The 23317-nt window shown below is 57.6% G+C and carries 20 protein-coding genes and 1 pseudogene; 15 read left to right on the top strand and 6 right to left on the bottom strand.

Annotated features, from left to right (window positions below; all coding sequences use genetic code 11):
• Window positions 1–12 precede the first annotated feature (12 nt).
• From ACW5XC_RS03570 to gloA, 3 genes are read left to right on the top strand one after another with little or no spacing between them, the layout of a single operon-like run.
• Window positions 13–774, top strand: a complete 762-nt coding sequence (locus tag ACW5XC_RS03570) for an electron transport complex subunit E (protein WP_019445996.1) — start codon at window positions 13–15, stop codon at window positions 772–774.
• 13 nt (window positions 775–787) lie between these two features.
• Entirely contained in the window at window positions 788–1429 is a 642-nt protein-coding gene (nth, locus tag ACW5XC_RS03565) for an endonuclease III (RefSeq protein ID WP_042056548.1), read from the top strand.
• A 56-nt stretch (window positions 1430–1485) separates the two neighbouring features.
• Complete coding sequence (gloA, locus tag ACW5XC_RS03560) at window positions 1486–1899, top strand: lactoylglutathione lyase (RefSeq protein ID WP_005337610.1); 414 nt, start codon at window positions 1486–1488, stop codon at window positions 1897–1899.
• A gap of 86 nt (window positions 1900–1985) precedes the next feature.
• Here gloA and ACW5XC_RS03555 read toward each other — a convergent pair whose 3' ends face one another.
• The gene (locus ACW5XC_RS03555) at window positions 1986–2861 is read right to left on the bottom strand and encodes a flagellar protein MotY (RefSeq protein ID WP_005337611.1); all 876 of its coding nucleotides are present in this window, start codon (window positions 2859–2861) and stop codon (window positions 1986–1988) included.
• Between the two features lie 265 nt (window positions 2862–3126).
• Between ACW5XC_RS03555 and ACW5XC_RS03550 the strand changes: the two genes are divergently transcribed.
• The 6 genes and pseudogenes from ACW5XC_RS03550 to ACW5XC_RS03525 all read left to right on the top strand — a co-directional run bounded on the left by ACW5XC_RS03550 (window position 3127) and on the right by ACW5XC_RS03525 (window position 7966).
• Entirely contained in the window at window positions 3127–4050 is a 924-nt protein-coding gene (locus ACW5XC_RS03550; protein WP_234896986.1) for an autotransporter domain-containing protein, read from the top strand.
• A gap of 625 nt (window positions 4051–4675) precedes the next feature.
• On the top strand, window positions 4676–5215 hold the full coding sequence (locus tag ACW5XC_RS03545; RefSeq protein WP_042056545.1) for a hypothetical protein: 540 nt from the start codon (window positions 4676–4678) through the stop codon (window positions 5213–5215).
• An 87-nt stretch (window positions 5216–5302) separates the two neighbouring features.
• Window positions 5303–5686 carry a hypothetical protein gene (locus ACW5XC_RS03540; protein WP_042056543.1) on the top strand — a complete coding sequence of 128 codons (384 nt, stop codon included), beginning with the start codon at window positions 5303–5305 and terminating at the stop codon, window positions 5684–5686.
• A gap of 311 nt (window positions 5687–5997) precedes the next feature.
• Window positions 5998–6705 carry a phospholipase D family protein gene (locus tag ACW5XC_RS03535; protein ID WP_042056541.1) on the top strand — a complete coding sequence of 236 codons (708 nt, stop codon included), beginning with the start codon at window positions 5998–6000 and terminating at the stop codon, window positions 6703–6705.
• Between the two features lie 23 nt (window positions 6706–6728).
• Window positions 6729–6884, top strand: a pseudogene (locus ACW5XC_RS03530) (nuclease); the annotation flags it as partial.
• 74 nt (window positions 6885–6958) lie between these two features.
• A complete protein-coding gene (locus ACW5XC_RS03525) occupies window positions 6959–7966 on the top strand; it encodes a DUF1176 domain-containing protein (RefSeq protein ID WP_042056538.1) in 1008 nt (335 codons plus the stop codon).
• Window positions 7967–8023: 57 nt separating this feature from the next.
• Here the strand turns inward: ACW5XC_RS03525 and ACW5XC_RS03520 are convergent, their stop codons facing one another.
• From ACW5XC_RS03520 to dapB, 4 genes are all read right to left on the bottom strand, one after another.
• Window positions 8024–9175 (bottom strand): DUF1615 domain-containing protein, encoded by a 1152-nt coding sequence (locus ACW5XC_RS03520; RefSeq protein ID WP_042056536.1) that lies wholly within the window; start codon window positions 9173–9175, stop codon window positions 8024–8026.
• Window positions 9176–9476: 301 nt separating this feature from the next.
• On the bottom strand, window positions 9477–12701 hold the full coding sequence (gene carB / locus ACW5XC_RS03515) for a carbamoyl-phosphate synthase large subunit (RefSeq protein ID WP_005337626.1): 3225 nt from the start codon (window positions 12699–12701) through the stop codon (window positions 9477–9479).
• A gap of 20 nt (window positions 12702–12721) precedes the next feature.
• The gene (carA, locus tag ACW5XC_RS03510; RefSeq protein WP_005337628.1) at window positions 12722–13858 is read right to left on the bottom strand and encodes a glutamine-hydrolyzing carbamoyl-phosphate synthase small subunit; all 1137 of its coding nucleotides are present in this window, start codon (window positions 13856–13858) and stop codon (window positions 12722–12724) included.
• A gap of 669 nt (window positions 13859–14527) precedes the next feature.
• On the bottom strand, window positions 14528–15340 hold the full coding sequence (gene dapB / locus ACW5XC_RS03505) for a 4-hydroxy-tetrahydrodipicolinate reductase (protein WP_005347132.1): 813 nt from the start codon (window positions 15338–15340) through the stop codon (window positions 14528–14530).
• A 273-nt stretch (window positions 15341–15613) separates the two neighbouring features.
• On the opposite strand from dapB, the gene ACW5XC_RS03500 reads away from it, so the two are divergent.
• From ACW5XC_RS03500 to serA, 5 genes are all read left to right on the top strand, one after another.
• Complete coding sequence (locus ACW5XC_RS03500; RefSeq protein ID WP_042056534.1) at window positions 15614–16594, top strand: alpha/beta hydrolase; 981 nt, start codon at window positions 15614–15616, stop codon at window positions 16592–16594.
• Window positions 16595–17022: 428 nt separating this feature from the next.
• Window positions 17023–18357 (top strand): Na+/H+ antiporter NhaC family protein, encoded by a 1335-nt coding sequence (locus ACW5XC_RS03495; protein ID WP_042056531.1) that lies wholly within the window; start codon window positions 17023–17025, stop codon window positions 18355–18357.
• 213 nt (window positions 18358–18570) lie between these two features.
• Entirely contained in the window at window positions 18571–19167 is a 597-nt protein-coding gene (locus tag ACW5XC_RS03490) for a 5-formyltetrahydrofolate cyclo-ligase (RefSeq protein ID WP_042056528.1), read from the top strand.
• 161 nt (window positions 19168–19328) lie between these two features.
• Window positions 19329–19982, top strand: coding sequence for a ribose-5-phosphate isomerase RpiA (gene rpiA / locus ACW5XC_RS03485; RefSeq protein WP_005353106.1), 654 nt, complete (start codon window positions 19329–19331; stop codon window positions 19980–19982).
• A 324-nt stretch (window positions 19983–20306) separates the two neighbouring features.
• Window positions 20307–21539, top strand: a complete 1233-nt coding sequence (serA, locus tag ACW5XC_RS03480) for a phosphoglycerate dehydrogenase (RefSeq protein WP_005337639.1) — start codon at window positions 20307–20309, stop codon at window positions 21537–21539.
• Between the two features lie 83 nt (window positions 21540–21622).
• Here the strand turns inward: serA and ACW5XC_RS03475 are convergent, their stop codons facing one another.
• A complete protein-coding gene (locus tag ACW5XC_RS03475; protein WP_005337641.1) occupies window positions 21623–22003 on the bottom strand; it encodes a diacylglycerol kinase in 381 nt (126 codons plus the stop codon).
• 144 nt (window positions 22004–22147) lie between these two features.
• Between ACW5XC_RS03475 and ACW5XC_RS03470 the strand changes: the two genes are divergently transcribed.
• Entirely contained in the window at window positions 22148–23209 is a 1062-nt protein-coding gene (locus ACW5XC_RS03470; RefSeq protein WP_042056526.1) for a 3-deoxy-7-phosphoheptulonate synthase, read from the top strand.
• Window positions 23210–23317 lie beyond the last annotated feature (108 nt).

The raw sequence follows: 23317 nt of genomic DNA, 5'->3' as shown, positions 1-23317 counted from the left end.
AGTCGAGCCATCATGAACCAGATGGAACAGATTGAAACGGGCGCAACCCCGCTTGCCGAGCTGGAAAGCCGCAAGGGCGAGCTCAAGGAGCTGATGAGTCAGGGGCTGTGGAAGAACAACCCCTCGCTGGTGCAGGTGCTGGGGCTCTGCCCGACCCTCGCCGTCTCCTCCACTTTTACCAATGCGCTGGGGCTGGGCCTTGCCACCATGGCGGTGCTGGTCTGCTCCAACCTCGCCGTCTCGCTGGTGCGCAACTGGGTGCCGAAGGATATTCGCATCCCGGTCTATGTGATGATCATCGCCTCGCTTGTGACCAGCGTGCAGCTGCTGATGAACGCCTACACCTATGGCCTCTATCAGGCGCTCGGTATCTTTATCGCCCTGATCGTCACCAACTGCGTCATCATCGGCCGCGCCGAGGCCTATGCCTCCAAGAACCCGCCGCTGCTGGCGGCCCTCGACGGCCTGATGATGGGCCTTGGCTTTACCCTGGTGCTGCTGGTGCTGGGCGGCATGCGCGAGATCATCGGCATGGGCACCCTGTTTGATGGCGCCGAACTGCTGCTGGGCGAGTGGGCCAAATCCCTGCGCATCGAGCTGTTCCACGCCGATGCCAGCCTGCTACTGGCGATTTTGCCGCCGGGCGGCTTTATCGGGCTGGGGCTGCTGATCGCCGCCAAGAACGCCATCAACGACTGGCGGGACCGCAAACAGGCAGCCACCGTAGCCCACTGCAACGTTGCCCCGGCCCGCGTCCGGGCGACCGAGCTATGATCGGACGCAAGGCATGAACAACCAGAAACGCAGAGAGATCCTCGAGCGACTGCGGGAGCACAATCCCCACCCCACCACAGAGCTCAACTTCAACTCGCCATTCGAGCTGTTGATCGCCGTGCTGCTCTCGGCGCAGGCGACCGATGTCAGCGTCAACAAGGCGACCGACAAGCTCTATCCGGTGGCCAACACCCCGCAAGCGATGCTGGATCTCGGGGTGGACGGGCTCAAGGAGTACATCAAGACCATTGGCCTGTTCAACACCAAGGCCGAGAACGTCATCAAGACCTGCGCCATCTTGCTGGAGCGCCACGGCGGCGAGGTGCCGGAGAACCGAGAAGCGCTGGAAGCCCTGCCCGGCGTCGGCCGCAAGACCGCCAACGTGGTGCTCAACACCGCCTTTGGCTGGCCCACCATCGCCGTCGATACCCATATCTTCCGGGTATCGAACCGCACAGGCTTTGCGGTAGGCAAGAACGTGGATCAGGTGGAGGAGAAGCTGCTCAAAGTGGTGCCCGCCGAGTTCAAGCTGGATGTCCACCACTGGCTGATCCTGCACGGGCGTTACACCTGTCTGGCTCGCAAGCCCCGTTGTGGTTCCTGTATCATTGAGGACTTGTGCGAGTACAAAGAGAAGGTCTATCCAGAAAGCTGATGGCCTCGCAACCGAGATTGAAAGCAGTACACATCACCAACCCGGAGAACTGAGCAATGAGAATTCTGCATACCATGCTGCGTGTCGGCGATCTGCAACGCTCCATCGACTTCTACACCCGTGTCCTTGGCATGAAGCTGCTGCGCAAGAGCGAGAACAGCGAGTACAAGTACACCCTGGCTTTCGTCGGTTACGGTGACGAGAAGGATGAAGCGGTGATCGAGCTGACCTACAACTGGGGGGTGAGCGAGTACGAACTGGGCTCCGCCTACGGCCACATCGCGCTGGAAGCAGACGACATCTATGCCACCTGCGAAGCGCTGCGCGCCGCCGGTGCCAAGATCACCCGCGAGCCGGGCCCGGTTAAAGGCGGCACCACCGTGATCGCCTTTGTCGAAGATCCGGACGGTTACAAGATTGAACTGATCGCCAAGAAAGATGCCGGTACCGGCCTGGGCGACAGCTTCTAAGCTGCCCTAATCCCACTGCCGAATGGCAGGATCAAAAAAGAGCGCAGATGCGCTCTTTTTTATGCTTCTCTGACCGGGCCGCAAAGCTAGATCTCGCCGTTACGCCCCATGCTGATCACCACTCGCCGGTTCTTGGCACGACCCTGTTCGGTTTCGTTGGAGGCGACGTGCTGCTTCTCGCCATGCCCCTCCACCGAGATCTTGCCGGGATCGATCCCCAGATCGACAAACACCTTCTTGATGGCATCGGCCCGCTTCTCGGAGAGTTTCAGGTTCGGCCAGCGGCCGCCATAGCTGTCGCTGTAGGCATCGATCACCACCACGTCGATGCTCTTGTCCGCCTTGATAAACTCGCTGATCATCGCCAGCCGCCGCTTGGAGGGGATGGAGAGCTGATCGCTGTTCTTGTCGTAGGTAAGCACGCTAAAGGCGATATCGTTGAAGCTGTAGGGCAAGAGCCCGCTCAGACAGTCTATAAAGGCCTGATATTTCACCCGAAAGTTGACCGACGAGAGGGACACCCGCACCGCGCGGTTCTGGCGATACCAGTCCCGATACTGGAAAGTCGGCATCCGCCCCCCCTCCAGCTCGTCGAGCATGGTCCAGGCGGTTTGCCCCTCCACCAGCCCATCGAACTGCTGATAGAAGCGCAGTTGACTCACTTCTCGCCCGGCGATACCCGGGCGCCATACCGGCGGCATGATGCCAAGACTCACCGTCTGGGTCTGGGCCTGCGGCCGCTTGCCCTTGAGCTCGAAGTCGAGGTTGATCTTGCGCCCGGCACGACTGACAAAAGCCCCCGTTCCCCAGTTGGGAATAGGATGCTCGAGGCGACACTCAATCTGGGTATCGGAGGTCAAACGCCAGACGGATTGATCCAGACCGGCACCAAATTCGGTGACCCCAGCCTGTAACTGCATACTCACGGATATGCTGACCAACCCCAACACCCAAGCGTTCAATTGCTTGTCCTCCACACGATCTCACAAGAGATATCGGCGGCAAGAGGCCAAGCTTTAGCGACAAACTGCAAAGGCGTGCCGTTGGTGTGGCAAAGGCTTGCCCCTCAGCGGCAACCGACCGCAAGCGGCGCTTATTCCCCCCTCTTAGCTCCGTGCCAGCCGGCAGGAAGCTCGCTACAGTAAAACCAGGGCAATCAGACGCCGCTTATCGGGAACCACACTCATGCACCGCTCTTGCTTCTCTTTATTGCAGATGTTGTTGCCAATGCTGCTGGCGCTATCCGGCAGCGCCGTCAAGGCCGCAACACAGGATCAGGAGTGGGCACAGGAGCGCGCCAATGCGGTGCTTTCGCTGATGACCTTCACTGTGGTGCCCGACATCACCGCCAGCAACCTCGATATCGGCAGCGGCACCAATCAATCTGCCGCCCTTAACATGACCCAGATCGGTGGCGGCGCCACCATGAGCGAAGCCGTGCCCATCTATCTGGAAGGGGCGATCGGCTTTAGCCGCTACGATCCCCAGTTTGTGGTGAGCAACGGCACCGAGAGCCGCACCCTCCCGACCAAATGGAACAGCCTGACAGCTTCGGGCGGGATCGGCTGGGATATCGCCCTCCATGAAGACCCGCGCGGTGGCCACTGGGTGCTGCGCCCTATCGCCAACGTCTCGCTCGGTACCATGGCCAGCGATCTGCGGATCGGCAACTGGCTGCTGGAGCGCACCAAGGGCTACTCGCTGGATTTTCTCGATGGTGGACAGCTCAATATGTACGGACTGGGGGGCTCGCTGATGCTCGACTACGAGCTCTTTTCAAAGACGCAGGATATCGATATCGAAGTTCGCTACTCCTACCAGCACCTGCAGAGCTTTGGCGGTACCTCGACCAGCGTCCGTGGTCACGCCGAGGCGGAGAACCTCGGTCTCTATCTGCGCCGCCGAGCCCCGCTGTTTGACTGGACACTGCTCGACAGACCGGTGCGCTATGTACTGGAGGGGGCCCATACCGCATATCTGGGGGAACAGCGGGGGTTGCTTGGCTTTGACTCCCTCAACTCTATCGGCGCCGGTCTGGAGCTGGACAGCAGCAAATACGACATCATAGTCACCCGTACCCGGCTGGTTGCCCGCTATATGTTCAGCCACAACACCAGCGGTTATTCCATCGGGTTGGCCATGAGTTTCTGAGTCGTTATTTTTGCCTGACAAAAGTGGGCAATCCTCAGGGAAAGTACATTAACGTTCCAGATAATCATGCCTCTATTGATGGAGGGTTTATTTATTCGATCCTTTTCATATATCTCACCACCCAGCCATATCAGGTAAAAATATCTACCTGCTGGTAGGCTAGTTTCCCCCCTCGCACACCAAATATTGGAGTTTTTTGTCTGTGTATTTACGGCGCGCAATGGCTGATTTGCCCTGTGATGTCGCCAGCCTGTACCCGCTTGCAACAGAGAAAATACTCGACTCCAGATATTGCAGCCCAATGGCCAACTTTACCGATACCCATAAGGAACCAACCCGGAGGTCCCCCATCTTTTACCCAGTGACTTAAAACGCACCTAAATCATTGTTTTAAATGATTTATAGTTTTTCATATTTTATGAATCCAATTAATCCTGTTTTATTTTACTTACATCACCCGACTGCTAAATTTGGCGTCATCCCGGCAGGACGAGGCGCACTGAAACGACTGACTGCGGGCTACCGATAACAAGTGTGCAATGAGCACAGAAATAACGTTCAGGCATAGCAACCGTTATTTTGACGACATCACACTTGCTGATCCTTGTTGATTTGAGGTTATCTGATGAAAAAAAAGCTGCTTGCTCTCTCTGTATTGGTCATAACCGGAACTGCATATGCAGGGGTGCCTGATTTATCCGCCAGTTGTCCTGGACATATTAATCTTCGCGTCGAAGATGGCACGGCTTATATCAATAACCAGCAAGTTCCACTTAAAAAAGTGAATTCAAATTTCTACGAGGCGAGCAAGGGGCGCACCACCCTCTCCATGGTGAAAAATGGCGACTGGGGCATCACCTATTTTGTCAAAAATGGCGACAGTGGCGCCTGCCAGCTCAATGACGATGAGAACGATGACGACGGCGATGATGAGAGCGCCAGCAGCAGTGCCTACAACGGCAGCACTGCGCAAACCAAGGTTGCAGAGAACGCCTGCATGAACGCCGTCGCCAGAAAAGCGGGCGTCAGCCGCAGCAAACTGACCCTCGACTATGTGGCCGACTCCCAGGCGGGGATGATGATTGATATCAAAGGGCCCCATGACCGGCTCTGGCACTGCCTCACCGACGCCCGCGGCCATATTTCTGGCATCAATCAGGACTGATTTCGAGCCACGGCTCAGCGGGGCCCACACCTACCGTGGGGGCTCCACCCCTTATCCATTGCAATTATTTGATACAGGTAAATGAAGATGAAATCCAAACAGACTCTGCTCAATGTCGCCCTCGGTTGCCTGCTGGCTGTCGGTATCTCCGGCTGTGCCGTGGCCAAAACCCATCACGGCCACAAGACCCATGCCCAAGCGCACGCTCAGGAAGGGGCCGTGCAGTATGGCGACGAGAGCCCGTGGGCTGGCAACTATAAGGCGGTCACTGACGATGGCCGCACCGTGGCCGAAATTCACGTCGATACCACAGGGGAGACCTATATCGATGGCAATCAGGTAAAACCAAGCCACAGCGGCAGCGACTACCTGAAATTCAAGCAGGAGACCATCACTTACACCCTGCGCAAAAGCGGCGCCAGCTGGAAAGACAGCGATGCCGGCACCAGCGGCCGCATCCTGTTCGATTGATAATCCCGACACCGGCCTTGCCAGACACCAAGCCCCGCCAAGGGGCTTTTTTGCACCTGCGATTTACCATCAACCACAGCCCGCCCCGAAAAATCCAGCCTTGTCACAGAGTTAGTGCAATCTGTCACATATTCCTTCTGATGGAATGGGTAGAATGGCTCAGTTTGGCCCCCATCATCCACATAGAGCAACGATGTCGATTGCCAACCGCACTGGCTGGGTGATCACGGCACACGGAATGGAGATGGCCTGCCGAGCGCCAGCCAAGTATTTGCGCCACCAGTTACACCACAGGGATAGAGATTTTTGCCATGGCCAAGTTTTTGAATACCAGCGCAACCAACTATTTTCTTGAAGAACTTATCAAAGATGCCAAAGAACGTCTGATCCTGATCAGCCCCTTCCTAAAGCTCAACGACAGGATCAAGGAGCTGCTCACCGACAAGAACCGCCTCAAGATCGATGTGCGGATCGTCTATGGCAAAAGCGAGCTGCAACCGGAAGAGATCAGCTGGCTCAAAGAGCTCACCTATATCCGCACCAGCTTTTGCAAAAACCTCCATGCCAAGTGCTATCTCAATGAAGAGATGTGCATTGTCACCAGCCTCAATCTCTACGAGTTCAGTCAGGTCAATAACAACGAGATGGGGGTATTGATCCAGCGTTCGGAAGATCATGACCTTTATCGTGATGCCTATGATGAGGCACAACGAATTATTCGGGTTAGTGATGAAGTCCGCATATCCCTTGAACGGGTTGTCAGTGAAGCCGAGACCCAACAGCCTTCTGCTAACGAAAATGAGTCAGCCACTGAAAAACTGACCTCATCCAAACTGGCGCAAAAGTGGGGGATCAAAACCAATGAGTTGTTGGAAAAAATGGTGACTCACGGCTTGCTTGAGCTGCGTGACAGCAAGCATTACCTCACAGCGAAAGGCAAAGAGGAAGGAGGGGAGTTTAGAATGAGCCCCAAATTTGGCCCCTATTTCCTCTGGCCAGAGGCCATGAATCCCCTCTAATTCACTGACTGGATAAATGTGAAATGGACTTCACACCCGTTATTGCGGTTCTGCTGGGCCAGTTCTGGTATCTGCTGCCCCTGTTGTTGATTGCCACCCTGATCAAAACGCCCAGGTTCAAGGGGATGGTTGGGGAGACATTTATCAACTTGGGCATCCGGCTTTTTCTCGACAAGCGGATACAAGCTAGATAACAGTCAAAGCGACATAAGAGCCATGGTATGCTCTTTAAAGTTCTCACTGGAATCCATCGATGCTTATATCTACCCTCTTGGCCACCATACTGGCCACACAACCCGAAGCCCTATATTTTGCCCATAAAGACTGGGAGATCGCCTGCGACAATACCCGGACCTGCAGGGCCGCCGGTTATAGCTCCGAGTCTGGAGGTATCTCGGTGCTGCTAACGCGAGAAGGCGGCCCTAAAGGTGGACTCAGTGGCAACTTGGCAGTCTCGATCATGAACGATACCCAAAAGAGTCCAGTTACATCACCACTGACAATGCTTATTGACGGCAACATCGTCGGAACAGCCCGTTATGATCAGAAAAGTGACTACTACCAACTGCCAGCTACAGCATTAATACCACTGGTAAGCGCCATCAAAGGCAGCAGTCTCGTAGAGTTTACTGCAGAGCCTTCCCATCGCTGGTCACTCTCAGGCGCTGGCGCCACAGCAGTACTGCTCAAGATGGATGAATTTCAGGGGCGGATTGGTACAGAAACCGCCTTCGTCAAACCTGGCACCAACGCCGCGTCACTGGTTCCGCCCTCCCACCCCGTACCACTTATTCGTGTTCCCCAAGTCCCGGAGAACAGTGAGCGAGCACTGACCGGCGATGAATTCAACGCCATAGGTCAATGGCTCGATGCGCAAAAGGGGGACAACTATTGCTCGTGGCAAGATTACCCATCACTTGGCATAGTCTATCGACTCAGTAAGGCACAACTGCTGATCGAGATGCCCTGCAATATGAGCTCGTACAATCAAACTTATGCCTATCTTCTTACCAACAACCAACTTGATCTCAAGCTTGCACGCTTGGTCACATCATCTGCCACCGGCTACATGCAAGGAGAGATCACATCTTCGATGAAGGCTCGCGGTCTGGGGGATTGTTGGGAAAGCGAAAGCTGGGGGTGGAATGGCGAGACATTTAAACTCACCGAACGAAGTACTACCGGGATGTGTCGACTCATTACGCCGGGAGGAACTTGGAATATGCCTCTGTGGCGAAGCGAAATCATCAAAGTTCAATAAAGTAAGGGCGCTCAAAGCGCCCTTACTTTATCAATACATGACGACCCCCATCGGCAATCAGCGAATCGTCGCCATCTGCCGCACGCAGCGTTGCTCTCTGTCATCCACCCGCTTGGCAAACCAGGCGGTGGTAAGGTTGCGGGTAATTTTCGGGCTCTTTAGCTGAATGCCGGGCAGGATGGCTCGGGGCAATCGCTTGCCCGCTTGCTTGTCGGCCAGGGTAAAGATGCGATGGTAGAGATCGGTCTCGGCAAATTCGGCAGTATCCCCTTTGCGCAGACTCTGGTGGATCGCCTGTTTGCTCATATTGACCCGGTTGGCGAGGGTGTAGACGGCAAGCTCGGTGTTGCCCGGCAGATCCGAGTCATAGCGGATCAGATCCCCGTCCAGCGCCAGAGTTTTGCCACTCAGGCGGCTGACGGCGGCCTGAAAGGCGGCATTGCGACTGGCGTACCAGCCGGCGTTGAAATCGGCAAAGCGGTAGAGGGTATCCGGGTAGTCGGCGGGATAACCGAAGATATGTTTGGTGCCAAACCAGATGCCGCCGCGACGGGTAAAGACTTCGTGGCGGATGGAATCCTTGATTGGATAGGGGTAGCCACGGGCGTTGGCCTCGGCAAAGGCGATGCTCACCTGCATCGGGCCGCCTGTATGCACCGGGTTGAGATTGCCAAACAGCGTCTTGCCCATCGGCAGCATGCTGATCATGTCTTCGAAGATTTCACTCATCTCCCGCTCGGTACGCAACTTGTCGATCCGCTCGGCGTAGCTCTTGCCGGTGGGCGAGTTGATGGAGAGCGCGGCCCGCACCATAAATTCGGGGATCAGCAGCTTGGCTGCCCGTGAGTTGATCTCTTTCCAGGCGATCTTGCCAAGGCCCGGCACCACGGGGTCGGCCTGATAAGTGGCTTCCTGCTCCGCCACCGCCAGCACGCTACAGACATTGTGATCATTGACCGTCACCCCCTGGGTGGTGAGCGCCGTCACCACGTCGTTGGCCCACCCCTGTTTGTCAGGCACCTGACGGGGCAAGAAGCGCACGATGCGGCTCTTCATATCCGCCGGTTTGCGCGGCTGCATGGCAGGCGGCGTTTTGGGGTTGCTCACGCTCACCTCTTTGGCAGGCGCGGAGGCGGGATCACTGGCACAACCGGCCAGCAACAAGGCAGAGCAGAAGGCAAGAAGACGACAGGAAGGCAAAGCGGTCATAAGCATGTCCATTTTTTGTAGGCCCTACAGGCAGCGCCGCTGGCACTGCACTGACAAGCAAAGTGGGGCCATTGTAGAGGATTGCCTGCCGCAGTTGAAACCCGAGCTCGCAGCATCCCCTCCCCTTGCCAGCTTTTGCCACCCCACGCGCCATCCGTTGTCTGCGATGCGGAACTCATGACCTTCTTCAAGGATTCACCCGGCCCGAACCGAACGGTGAGCGCCTGATAAAAAGAAACCCCCGCCATCGCTGGCGGGGGTTGGTCGTCTGGCAAGGCGGGCAGATGCCCGCTGCAAACTCTTAGCGGTTTTTCACCTTCTGGTGCAGCTCCTGCACCGAGTTGACGTTGGCGGTGGCATCCACACTGATGGCCATGCAGGTGGCAAACGCCTCGTTCATGGTGGTGGTATACGCCACTTTGTTTTGCAAGGCGGCGCGACGCAGCTGCTTGGAGTCCTGGATCGCCACCCGCCCTTCGGCGGTGTTGACGATGTAGGTGTACTCGCCATTCTTGATGCGGTCGAGAATGTGCGGGCGACCTTCGTGCACCTTGTTGACCAGACGCGGGTTGATGCTCGCCTCACCCAGCGCGACGGCGGTGCCGTGAGTGGCATCCAGCTCGTAGCCCAGCTCCAGCAGCTTGGCGGCCAAGTCGACCACCTGCGCCTTGTCGCTGTGACGCACTGACAAGAGGGCTCGACCCTCTTTCGGTACGGCGTGGTTGGCACCCAGCTGCGCCTTGGCATAGGCCTCGGCAAAGCTGCTGCCCACCCCCATAACCTCACCGGTAGAGCGCATCTCTGGCCCCAGCAGCGGGTCAACCCCCGGGAACTTGGCGAACGGCAGTACCACCTCTTTCACCGAGTAGTAGGGCGGGATGATCTCTTTGGTGAAGCCCTGTTCTTGCAGCGACTGACCGGCCATAACACGGGCGGCAATCTTGGCCAGCGGAGCACCGGTCGCCTTGGAGACAAACGGCACGGTACGGGCGGCACGCGGGTTCACCTCGATGAGGTAGATGTCATCACCCTTGACCGCAAACTGCACGTTCATCAGGCCGATAACGCCGAGCTCCAGCGCCAGCTTGCGCACCTGCTCGCGGATCTCGTCCTGAATCTTCTTGGACAGGGTGTAAGGAGGCAGGGAGCAACCGGAGTCACCGGAGTGAATACCGGCCTGCTCGATGTGCTCCATGATGCCGCCGATGACTACATCGGTGCCGTCGCAGATGGCATCCACGTCCAGCTCGGTCGCATCGTCCAGGAAGCGGTCCAGCAGTACCGGCGATTCGTTGGAGACGCTCACCGCCTCGGCGAAGTAGCGACGCAGATCCTGCTCGTCATAGACGATTTCCATGGCGCGGCCACCCAGCACGTAGGAGGGGCGAACCACCAGCGGGTAGGTGATACGCTCGGCCAGCAGCACGGCCTGCTCCAGCGCGGTGACGGTGCCGTTTTCCGGCTGCTTGAGGCCGAGGCGCTCGACGGCAGACTGGAAGCGCTCGCGGTCTTCGGCGCGGTCGATGGCATCCGGGCTGGTACCGATGATCGGCACGCCGTTGGCTTCCAGTGCACGGGCCAGTTTCAGCGGGGTCTGGCCACCGTACTGGACAATCACGCCCTTGGGTTTTTCGATGCGCACGATTTCCAGCACATCTTCCAGGGTCACCGGCTCGAAGTAGAGACGATCCGAGGTGTCGTAATCGGTAGAGACGGTCTCCGGGTTGCAGTTGACCATGATGGTCTCGTAACCGTCTTCGCGCAGGGCCAGCGCTGCGTGCACGCAGCAGTAGTCGAACTCGATACCCTGACCGATACGGTTCGGGCCGCCACCGATGATCATGATCTTGTCGCGGTTGCTCGGGGCCGCTTCGCACTCCTCGTCATAGCTGGAGTACATGTAGGCGGTGTTGGTGGCGAACTCGGCGGCGCAGGTATCGACCCGCTTGTAGACCGGGAAGATGTTGTGGCGGGCGCGCAGTTTGCGCACTTCCCCTTCGGCCACACCGAGGATCTTGGCCAGACGGGCATCGGCAAAGCCTTTGCGCTTGAGGGCGCGCAGGAAGTCGGCATCGAGACCGGCCATGCCGCGCTCTTTCACCTCTTCCTCCAGCTTCACCAGGTCTTCAATCTGTACCAGGAACCAGGGGTCAATCTTGGTCAGCTTGAAGATGCCATCCATGGAGAGACCGGCGCGGAACGCATCGGCGATGTAGAAGATACGGTCACTACCAGCGTCCTGCAGCTCGTGACGGATGCGGGTCAGGGAGTCCGGGGCATTGAGGTCAACCATGGGGTCGAAGCCGGTTTTGCCAGTTTCGAGGCTGCGCAGCGCCTTGTGCAGAGACTCCTGGAAGTTGCGGCCGATGGCCATCACTTCACCGACCGACTTCATCTGGGTCGTCAGACGATCGTTGGCACCGGCGAATTTTTCAAAGTTGAAGCGCGGCACCTTGGTGACCACGTAGTCGATGGCCGGCTCGAAGGAGGCCGGAGTGCGACCGCCTGTGATGTCGTTCATCAGCTCGTCGAGGGTGTAACCGATGGCGAGCTTGGCGGCGATCTTGGCGATGGGGAAACCCGTCGCCTTGGAGGCCAGCGCGGAGGAGCGTGACACCCGCGGGTTCATCTCGATGATGACCATGCGGCCATCTTTCGGGTTGATACCGAACTGGACGTTGGAGCCGCCGGTCTCGACGCCGATCTCGCGCAGCACCGCCATGGAGGCGTTGCGCATCAGCTGGTACTCCTTGTCGGTCAGCGTCTGGGCTGGCGCGACCGTGATGGAGTCACCGGTGTGGATACCCATGGGGTCGAAGTTTTCGATGGCGCAGACGATGATGCAGTTGTCGTTGCGATCCCGCACCACTTCCATCTCGTACTCTTTCCAGCCGATCAGCGACTCGTCGATGAGCAGCTCTTTGGTCGGCGACAAGTCCAGACCGCGCTCGCAGATCTCTACGAACTCTTCGGTGTTGTAGGCGATGCCGCCACCGGAGCCGCCCATGGTAAAGGAGGGACGGATGATGCAGGGGAAGCCGACCATCTGCTGCACGCCCCACGCCTCTTCCATGTTGTGGGCGATGCCGGCACGCGGGCACTCCAGGCCAATGCTGCGCATCGCCTTGTCAAAACGGGAGCGGTCTTCGGCCTTGTCGATGGCGTCGGCGGTGGCACCGATCATCTCGACACCGAACTCGGCCAGCACGCCGTGTTTTTCCAGCGCCAGTGCGCAGTTAAGCGCAGTCTGGCCGCCCATGGTGGGCAGGATGGCGTCCGGGCGCTCTTTCTTGATGATTTCGCGCACCACTTCCCAGGTGATGGGCTCGATGTAGGTGGCGTCTGCCATCTCCGGGTCGGTCATGATGGTGGCCGGGTTGGAGTTGACCAGAATAACGCGGTAGCCCTCCTCGCGCAGGGCTTTGCACGCCTGGGCGCCGGAGTAGTCAAATTCGCAGGCTTGGCCGATGACGATGGGGCCGGCGCCGAGGATCAGGATGCTCTGAAGGTCGTTACGTTTTGGCATGAAACTCTTTCCTCTATTTCTTAGGCGCGATACTGCTTAATCAATTCAATAAAGTGGTCAAAAAGACCGGCACAATCGTGCGGGCCCGGGCTCGCTTCGGGGTGCCCCTGGAAGCTGAAGGCCGGACGGTCGGTGCGATGGATACCTTGCAGGGAACCATCGAACAGGGAGACGTGGGTGGCGCGCAGGCAATCCGGCAGGCTGTTCTCGTCTACCGCAAAGCCGTGGTTCTGAGCGGTGATCATGACGGTGTTGTCATCAAGGCTCTTCACCGGATGGTTGGCGCCGTGGTGGCCAAACTTCATCTTGACGGTCTTGGCACCGGAGGCCAGACCCAGCAGCTGGTGACCCAGACAGATGCCGAACACCGGCGTGTTGGTATTAAGGAAAGCCTTGATGGCCTCGATGGCGTAGTCGCACGGCTCGGGGTCGCCGGGGCCGTTGGAGAGGAAGATGCCATCCGGGTTCATCGCCAGTACCTCGGCGGCCGGGGTCTTGGCAGGCACCACGGTCAGGCGGCAGCCACGGTCAACCAGCATCCGCAGGATGTTGCGCTTGACGCCAAAGTCATAGGCCACTACGTGGTATTTCAGCTGGTCGGCATCCGGGGTGACATGCCCCTTGCCAAGCTGCCAGCTCCCTTCGGTCCAGTTGTACGCTTCACCAACCGTCACCTCTTTGGCCAGATCCATCCCCTTCAGACCGGGGAAGGCGCGGGCCTGTTCGAGGGCATAGGCTTCATCGACCTGTTTCCCGGCCAGAATGCAGCCAGCCTGAGCGCCTTTCTCGCGCAGGATGCGGGTCAGTTTACGGGTGTCGATGTCGGCGATGCCAACGATGTTGTGAGACTTGAGGTATTCGGAGAGGGATTGCTGATTGCGGAAATTGGAGGCAAGTATCGGAAGGTCCCGGATGATCAATCCCTGAGCATGGATCTGACTGGACTCTTCATCTTCGCTGTTGGTGCCGGTGTTGCCTATATGGGGGTAAGTGAGGGTGACTATCTGACGGGAATAAGAGGGATCGGTGAGGATTTCCTGATAGCCCGTCATCGACGTATTGAAAACCACTTCACCAACGGAACATCCCTCGGCGCCTATCGACACGCCTTTGAACACAGTTCCATCTTCCAGCACTAGCAATGCAGTGTGATTCAAGACAACCTCCAGTTATTTAGCTTTAAATTCAGCAATTTACCTGGGTGTTGCGGGCTCGGTTCCGGTCTTGGACAGGACTCGAACCCGGCAGATTTCTGGCAAATTGGGCGCATTCTACTTAAAAAAAGTGGCATTTCAACGTCTTTTCTCAGACGAAATGCATCTAAATTCAATAAAAAAGCAACATTACCCATTATCTATGCACTTAATCGCTTTGCAACCCCCTCCCACGAAAGAAAAGGAAAAACCACCACCAAAAGATGACACCAAGCCAGCAATAGCGACAAAAACAAACAAAAAAACTAATTAAAACAATGGCATTTATTTTTACACAAAAAACATTAATGACAAATTTAACGCTTTTAAGATGACAAGAGTGAACATGAAAAATGGAAAACGTTTTTCTGCGTTTGAATTTTTAGTCTTTTCCGATCGGTGTAAAAAAATGGCTTTATCAGCCATAAAGATGCTCAAATCTGTTACCTGGTGATGACATTCAGGAAGGGAAAATCTGGTGGATAACACAATAGTGTGATTTATAAGGCATTCAGATAAAAATTGCTGATAGCGTGTCTTTTTACACAAAATCTGGCTGACTGACAGCAAAAACCCCGGCAAGCCGGGGTTTTTCACTGGGTAGCTGTAGTACGAAAGTGCCGCACAGAGGCATCACTTGAGATTGAGCACATCCTGCATGTCATAAAGACCGGCACCCTGCTGACCAAGCCACTTGCCCGCCCGCACAGCACCGTTGGCGAAAGTCAGGCGACTTGAAGCTTTGTGGCTGATCTCCACCCGCTCGCCGATATCGGCAAACATGACGGTATGCTCCCCCACCAGATCGCCGGCGCGAATGGTGGCAAAGCCGATAGTGTTGCGATCCCGCTCGCCAGTGATCCCCTCGCGACCATAGACGGCACACTCCTTGAGATCGCGACCCAGCGTTTTGGCGACCACTTCACCCATGGAGAGCGCAGTACCGGATGGCGCATCTACCTTGTGGCGATGGTGGCCTTCGATGATCTCGATGTCGGTATAATCCCCCATCACCTTGGCGGCCTGCTCCAGCAGCTTGAACACCAGGTTGACCCCGACCGAGTAGTTGGAGGCGAACACGATACCGATCTGCTTGCCAGCCTCTTTCAGAGCAGCCTTGCCTGCATCGTCAAAACCGGTGGTGCCGATCACCATCTGCTTGTGGTGGGCCAGCGCAAAGGCCAGATTGGCAAGGGTCACCTCGGGGCGGGTGAAGTCGATGATGAGATCAAACTCATCGCGCACCTTGTCCAGACTATCGCTGATGGCCACACCCAGATGGCCCAGCCCATTGAGCTCACCGGCATCGAGGCCGATCACCGCCGAACCCGGCCGCTCCAGCGCGGCACCGACCACTACGCCATCGGTGTTGGTGATGGCCTCCAGCAGCACCTTGCCCATACGACCATTACAGCCCATCACGGCCACACGGATCGGATTGTCCATCTCCACCCTCTCATCTCTTTTAATTATGGAAAGAGACCGTTTTACCAGCCCGCGCCGGGTTTGAAAAGCCATGATGCCACCACTCCTTGCTGCACTCGCCAACGGCAGCGCCCACTGGCTGGCCAAGAACTTCCTTTTGGTCACAGGCCGTTTTTCATCATCTCACTCCATCATTTGGCAGACCGGGTGCCATCTGATAGGTTCGAACGAGTGAAATGCCAGCATAAGCAAAATCAGGGCAACGCCCGTGTCGATATCAAATGAGGTGCAAGGATGAGCGCAGGATTGCTGTTTGCGGTGGGGTTGATATCACTGACCCTGGTCATGCTGGCCGCGGCTCTGCTGTTTGGCGGGCCGAGTCCGGCACCGGCGATGGCCAGCATCAACGACCCTTTCAAGGGGAGTGACTGGAGCAACATGCCACCCCTCTCAAGATACCCAGCGTGTGACGGCACGCAGCTGGCCTATCGGCACTATGGCGCAGAGGGCAATACGAAGAACAACAAGGTCAAGGGCAGCGTGGTACTGGTTCACGGCTCTTCTGCCAGCAGTCAAAGCATGCACAAGATGGCGAACGCCTTTTCGCAAGCGGGATACGACGCCTACGCCCTCGATATTCGCGGCCATGGCGCATCGGGCAACAAAGGCACCATTGCTTACATCGGCCAGCTTGAGGACGATCTGGAAGATTTCATCAAGTCGGTAGCCCCCAACAAGCCTGCAACACTCGTCGGCTTCTCGTCAGGGGGTGGCTTTGTGCTGCGTGTTGCTGGCAGTGCGCGACAAACCCTGTTCGAGAGCTATCTGCTGCTCTCCCCCTATCTCGGCCCCACCGCCGCCAACTACCGGCCCAACAGCGGTGGCTGGGTGCGTGTCGGCTTGCCTCGCCTCATCGCCCTGAGCATCCTCAACGGTTTCCATATTTCCGCACTCAACCATCTGACCGTGCTGAACTTTGCCCTTAATGATGAGGCGAAATCCCTGCTGACCCCCTCTTACTCCTTCAACCTTGCCTCGAACTTTCAGCCAGAGCGCGACTATCAGCAGAATTTGCGCAATGTGCAACCCCCCTGCGCCGTGATCGCGGGTGCAAATGACGAAGCCTTCCAAACAGATCAACTTGAACCTGAGTTAAGACGTCTCGGCATCTCCTGGCCTGTCACCCTGCTGCCCGGTATTGGCCACATTCCGCTGACGCTGGAACAGGATGCTCTCGCGACAGCCGTTCAGGCGGTGGAGAAACTGACACAGTAACCACACAGCCCAGGTCTTGTGTCCACGCGTTCTGGAAATATCCGCACCATGCTCACGTAGAGATAGAGAGAGGTGCGGCTGACGTTTGGCAGCGGGAGAAATCCCCAAGATGGCATGCAGAGATCTTATCGTTTACCTCTTTCCTTATTAAAGGCACGCGATACCCGCGGACTGCGTCAGAACAGTAACGAACAATAAACAATGCTAACTTCTTTTTCCGAATATTCTTTGGACATCTCAACAACACCAGAATCATCAAACAAAAACACCTATCCATCTGGACGTCTATCTTGACCAAGCGAGGTTGACTCACTACTGTGGGCACCCCAATGCGGCAGGATGCCCGCCCTGTTTTCCCCCTATCCCTATCCGATACAGGTACAAAGCAGTTTATGACAGGAGGTCATTGTTCAATTTCAGAGGAACACATGATCCAGATCCAACCCAGTGCCAGGGCCTTGTTGCCACTTCTGGTTTTTCTCGCACTCTTTATCGGTACCGGTACCTGGCTGACCCTGCAGGGGGTCGAATTCGCCTTCTATCAGCTGCCCGCTCCGGTTGCAGCCCTGCCTGCGGTGATGCTCGCCCTGCTGCTTGGCAAAGAGAGCTTCAACAGCAATCTGGAGACCTTCTTCAAGGGGGTCGGCCACAGCAATATCATGGCGATGTGCCTTATCTATCTGCTGGCGGGCGCCTTTGCCAGCGTGGCCAAGGCCACCGGCGGCGTTGATGCCACCGTGGCGCTGGGTCTCTCCCTCATTCCCGGCTGGGCGCTGTTGCCCGGACTGTTCCTCATCTCTGCCTTTATTGCTACCGCTATGGGCACCTCCATGGGCACCATAGGTGCCGTGGCGCCGGTCGCGCTGGGCGTGGCGCAGGCGGCCGGCATCGATCCGGTACTGATGGCAGGCACCATTCTCTCCGGCGCCATGTTTGGCGATAACCTCTCCATCATCTCCGACACCACCATAGCGGCCACCCGCAGTCAGGGGTGCGAGATGAAGGACAAGTTCCGCGAGAACTTCAAGATTGCTGCCCCCGCTGCCATCGCGGTGATCCTGCTCTATCTGACCCTGGGCTCAGTGGGTGAATCCCCTGCCAGTGGCAGCGCCATCGAACTGTTCAAGGTGATGCCTTATCTGCTGATCCTGGGGCTGGCGCTCGCCGGAGTGAATGTGTTTGTGGTGCTGGGGATCGGCATTCTGGCCGCCGGAGTGGTGGGCATGATCAACGGCTACGCCATCGGTCAGTTCAGCAAGGATATCTATCAGGGCTTTACCGGCATGCAGGAGATCTTCCTGCTCTCCATGCTGATCGGCGGCCTCGGCGCCCTGATGGAGCGTCAGGGTGGTCTGGCCTGGATCAGTGAGCGCATCAGCGCCCTGATTGCCCGTTTCACTCGCGAGCACAACGGTGAACAGAACGAGAAAGCCGCCGAGCTCGGCATCGCCGGGGTGGTGAGCCTCACCAACCTGTGCACCGCCAACAACACGGTGGCTATTATCGTCGCCAGCAAGGTAGCCCGGGATCTGGCCGAGCACCACGGTGTCACCCCGCGCCGAGCCGCTTCCATGCTCGATATTTTCTCCTGCGTGGTACAGGGTCTGATCCCCTGGGGCGCACAGGCGCTGCTGCTGGGATCCATCTTCGCCCTGTCGCCGTTGGCAGTGGTGAGCATGAGTTTCTACCCGATGGCACTCGCGGTAGCGGCACTCATTGCCGTGTTCGTGAAGCACCAGATGCGCGGCAAAGCTGACAAGTAACAGACCAGAGGCTGGCGCGCCGACATGCCGTCAACAGGGGCCACATCCTGGCCCTTGTTGGCTCACTAACGGATCCGCCAGCATTTATCCCACCGTTCCGGGCATCAGCCGTCCGGGGCGAGAGTTCCCCTGTCACCCCTTAACGTCAAGAGTGAATGTGCTAAGGTAGAGCGCGTTCAAGCCATCGATGCGCAGCTATACCAGAGGTTCCCCATGCATGAGTCCCAACCCGAACGTCAATCCCTGCGCCAACTGGTTCGTCAACGCCGCAAAAATCTGAGTCCGGCCGAGCAGCAGGCGGCGGCCCAACAGCTGCTGGCCCAGTTCAAGCAACACCCCGAGATCCTCGCCGCCAAACGCATTGCCCTCTATCTGGCCAATGACGGGGAGATCAACCCCTTGCCCACCATCCATTGGCTGTGGGCCCAGCACAAAGAGGTCTACCTGCCGGTGCTCCACCCCTTTACCCCGGGTCACCTGCTCTTTTTGCGCTACACCGCCACCAGCCCCATGGTGCGCAACCGCTACGGCATCGAAGAGCCGGAGCTGGATATCCTGCAGGTGGTGCCCCACAGCACGCTCGATCTTATCTGCACCCCGCTGGTCGCCTTCGATGCCCAGGGCAATCGTCTTGGCATGGGGGGCGGCTACTACGATCGCACTCTCGCCATCTGGCATGAGCACAAGCTGGGCCCCAAGCCGCTCGGCATTGCCCACGACTGCCAGCAGGTGGATGCGGTCCCTCAAGAGGAGTGGGATGTGCCGCTGCCCCAGATCATCACCCCGCGCCACTGCTGGCGCTTTGAATAAGCTGTTTTTGGCAGGCAGCCCCTGCTTTGTGCGCGCAAACGCAGAATAAACAGGCAAACGATTTACAAAGTCCCTCTTTTTGCCCCGGAACGTGAGCAACAAGGTCGCGACGGGGTACCGGGTTGGATATAATGCGCCCGCTTTTTTCTTAAGGAACGATCATGACTCAAGATGAAATGAAGAAGGCGGCCGGTTGGGCTGCGCTCAAGTATGTGGTTCCCGGCACCATCGTCGGGGTGGGCACCGGCTCTACCGTCAACCACTTTATCGACGCGCTGGCGACCATGAAGGACGAGATCAAGGGGGCGGTATCCAGCTCCGTGGCCTCTACCGAGCGCCTCAAGGGCTTCGGCATCACCGTATATGATCTCAACGAGATCGACGCCCTCTCCGTTTATGTGGATGGCGCCGACGAGATCAACGCAACCCGCGACATGATCAAGGGTGGTGGCGCAGCCCTGACCCGCGAGAAGATCGTTGCCGCCGTTGCTGACAAGTTCATCTGCATCATCGACAACACCAAGACCGTCGACGTGCTGGGCCAGTTCCCGCTGCCGGTTGAAGTGATCCCGATGGCCCGCGAATACGTGGCCCGCGAAATCCGCAAACTGGGTGGCAACCCGGTGTGGCGTGAAGGGGTGGTCACCGACAACGGCAACCACATTCTGGATGTGAAAGGCATGGCCATTACCGACGCCAAGGCGCTGGAAGTACGACTGAACGCCATTGTTGGTGTGGTCACCAACGGCCTGTTCGCAGCCCGCGGCGCCGATGTGGTCCTGATCGGTACGCCGGACGGCGTGATTACCCAGTAATCCCGACACCGGCAGCACAGTGCAGCGGCATCCTCCCTCGCACGCCAGCGCCACTCTGCCACCCCTGACGCAGCAGCGGCGTTGATTGAGCCCTGGGATGTGATATGACCCAAACATTGCACTGTGAATAAATGACGGCGCCTGATGGCGCTGTTTTTATTTATCCCTCAACAATTTGCATACGGATGTTTACAACATTCGTTGATAACTTCAAAGAATTTGACTTTCGTCACAAATATTCCCTCTCCCAAACGTTTTTGCTACTTTACGGTTTTCTTCGCACACCAAATCTGCACTTACGTTTGCACATACAGAGGGATCGTCATGACTGCCAAGTTTTCGTTGGACAAGGATAAAATCAAGGTTCTGCTGCTGGAGGGGGTTCACCCCAACACCGTAGAGACCTTTCGTGCCGCAGGTTACACCAGTGTGGAGTATCTCAAGACCTCGCTCTCCGAAGAGGAGCTGATCGAGCAGATCCGCGACGTCCATTTCATCGGGCTGCGCTCCCGCACCCAGATCACCGAGAAAGTCCTCGACGCCGCCAACAAGCTGGTTGCCATCGGCTGCTTCTGCATCGGTACCAACCAGGTCGAGCTGGAAGCGGCCCAGATCCGCGGTATTCCGGTCTTCAACGCCCCCTTCTCCAACACCCGCTCGGTTGCCGAGCTGGTTCTGGGCGAGATCCTGCTGCTGCTGCGCGGCATCCCCGAGAAGAACGCCAAGTGCCATCGCGGCGTGTGGGAAAAACTGGCCAACCGCTCGGTGGAAGCGCGCGGCAAGAAGCTCGGCATCATCGGCTACGGCCACATCGGTACCCAGCTTGGCATCATCGCCGAAAGCATCGGCATGAAGGTTTATTACTACGATATCGAGAACAAGCTCTCGCTGGGCAACGCCATCCAGGTGCCAAGCATGGTCGAGCTGCTCAATATGTCTGACGTCATCAGCCTGCACGTGCCGGAGACAGCCTCCACCAAGAACATGATCGGTGCCGAGCAGCTGCGGATGATGAAACCGGGCGCCATCTTCATCAACGCCGCCCGCGGTACTGTGGTGGATATCGATGCGCTGGCTGACGTCATCAAGAGCGGCCATATTGCCGGCGCCGCCATCGACGTCTTCCCGGTCGAGCCCAAGTCCAATGACGAGGAGTTCCAAAGCCCGCTGCGTGGGCTGGAGAACGTCATCCTGACCCCGCACATCGGTGGCACCACCCATGAGGCGCAGGAGAACATCGGGCTGGAAGTAGCCAACAAGCTGGTCAAATACTCCGACAACGGCTCCACCCTCTCCGCCGTCAACTTCCCGGAAGTGTCGCTGCCGGGCCACAAGGGCTCCAGCCGCCTGCTGCACATTCACCGCAACCAGCCGGGCGTGATGAACCAGATCAACCAGATCTTCGCCGAAGAGGGGATCAACATCGCCGGTCAATACCTGCAGACCAGCAGCCATATCGGTTACGTGGTGATCGACGTGGAGACCGAGCACAGCGAGAAGGCGCTCGCCAAGCTCAAGGAGATCAACGGCACCATCCGCGCCCGCATCCTCCACTGATAGACCCGTTTATCCAAGCACCAAAAAGCCCGTCGTGATGACGGGCTTTTGTATGAAGCAGAACCTCAAAGCAGCGTAGTGGCTTACCACCACCCCAACAGGTTGCGGCCTACCAGCGCGCCCCACACCAGGGCATTGAGGGCCAACGCGATAAAGACGGCGGCAGAGCCCAAATCCTTGGCGCGACCGGAGAGCTCATGATGCTCGGAGCCAACCCTGTCTACCACAGCTTCAATGGCGGAGTTGAGGATCTCGACGATCACCACCAGCCAGCTGATGACGATAAGCAGCAGGATCTGGTTGAGAGAATCCCCCAGCCAGAAGGCAAGTGGCATCAGCAACAGGATCAGCATCAGCTCCTGCCGAAACGCCGCCTCGTTAATCCAGGCTGACTTGAGCCCCTTCATGCTGTAACCGGTTGCGTTGATGATGCGGGTGACCCCGGTTGCCCCTGGCTTTGCCACGCTATCTACCTCATTTGGAATCGATTTTGGCCTCACATCCTATCAGAGCCCCCCAAGGTTTCAATCAGGGGACTTTTGCTTTATTTTATCTCTTTGCTTTTTCGCCCCTTGCGGCTGACACCACCCACTCGAGACTTGAGTTGTATGTCCATTCACACAGATGAATTGCGCACCCGTCGCCTGGAGTCACTGATCACTCCGAGCGAGCTTGCCCACGCGTTTCCGATCACCGATACCATTGCCCAGAATCTGCTGGATGCCCGTCGCGAAGTGGAAGCCATTCTGGCCGGAGACGATCAGCGCCTGCTGGTCATTATCGGCCCCTGCTCTATCCATGATCCCGCTGCTGCTCGCGAGTATGCCCAGCGCCTCAACGCTCTGCGCGAGCAGTATAAAGAGAGCCTCTGCATCGTGATGCGCACCTACTTCGAGAAGCCGCGCACCATCGTCGGCTGGAAAGGGCTGATCAATGATCCGCGCCTCGATGGCAGCTTCGACGTCAACGAAGGGCTGAAACTGGCGCGCAAACTGCTGGTCGACATCAACGAGATCGGCATGCCCACTGCCACCGAATTCCTCGATATGGTGACCGGCCAGTATATTGCCGACCTCATCACCTGGGGCGCCATCGGCGCTCGTACCACCGAATCCCAGGTACACCGCGAGATGGCTTCGGCCCTCTCCTGCCCGGTTGGCTTCAAGAACGGCACCGACGGCAATACCCGCATCGCCATCGATGCGGTGCGCGCCGCCCGTCACAGCCACATCTTCTATTCGCCGGACAAAGACGGCAAGATGACCATCTACCGCACCGCCGGTAACCCCTTTGGTCATGTGATCCTGCGTGGCGGCCACCGACCCAACTACGACACCGCCAGTGTCGATGAAGCCTGTGAAGCGTTGGCCGATGTGGGCCTGCCGGAGCGTCTGGTGGTCGATTTCAGCCACGGCAACAGCATGAAGGATCACCGCCGTCAGCTGCTGGTGGCGCAAGATATCTGCGATCAGCTGCGCCGCGGCCGTACCGGCATCGCCGGCATCATGGCCGAAAGCTTCCTGGTGGAAGGGCGTCAGGATGTGGAGAACGGCTGCGCCGCCACCTTTGGCCAGAGCATCACCGATGCCTGCCTGTCATGGCAGGACACCGAAACCCTGCTGGCAATGCTGGCAGAGGCGGCGCAGGTGCGCCTGAGCAAACAGGCTTGAACTGCGAATAAAACCAAAGGGGCCGGTATTTTTGATACTGGCCCCTTCTTCTTGCTGCCAGCCGATTACGCTTCGCTAATCGGCCCTACATGCGCCCTCTTTCCTGTA

Source organism: Aeromonas sp. 25-AL00135 (genome assembly GCF_054052385.1).
Note: the sequence above shows the minus strand (reverse complement) of the source record. Positions and strands in the feature narration are given on the sequence as shown.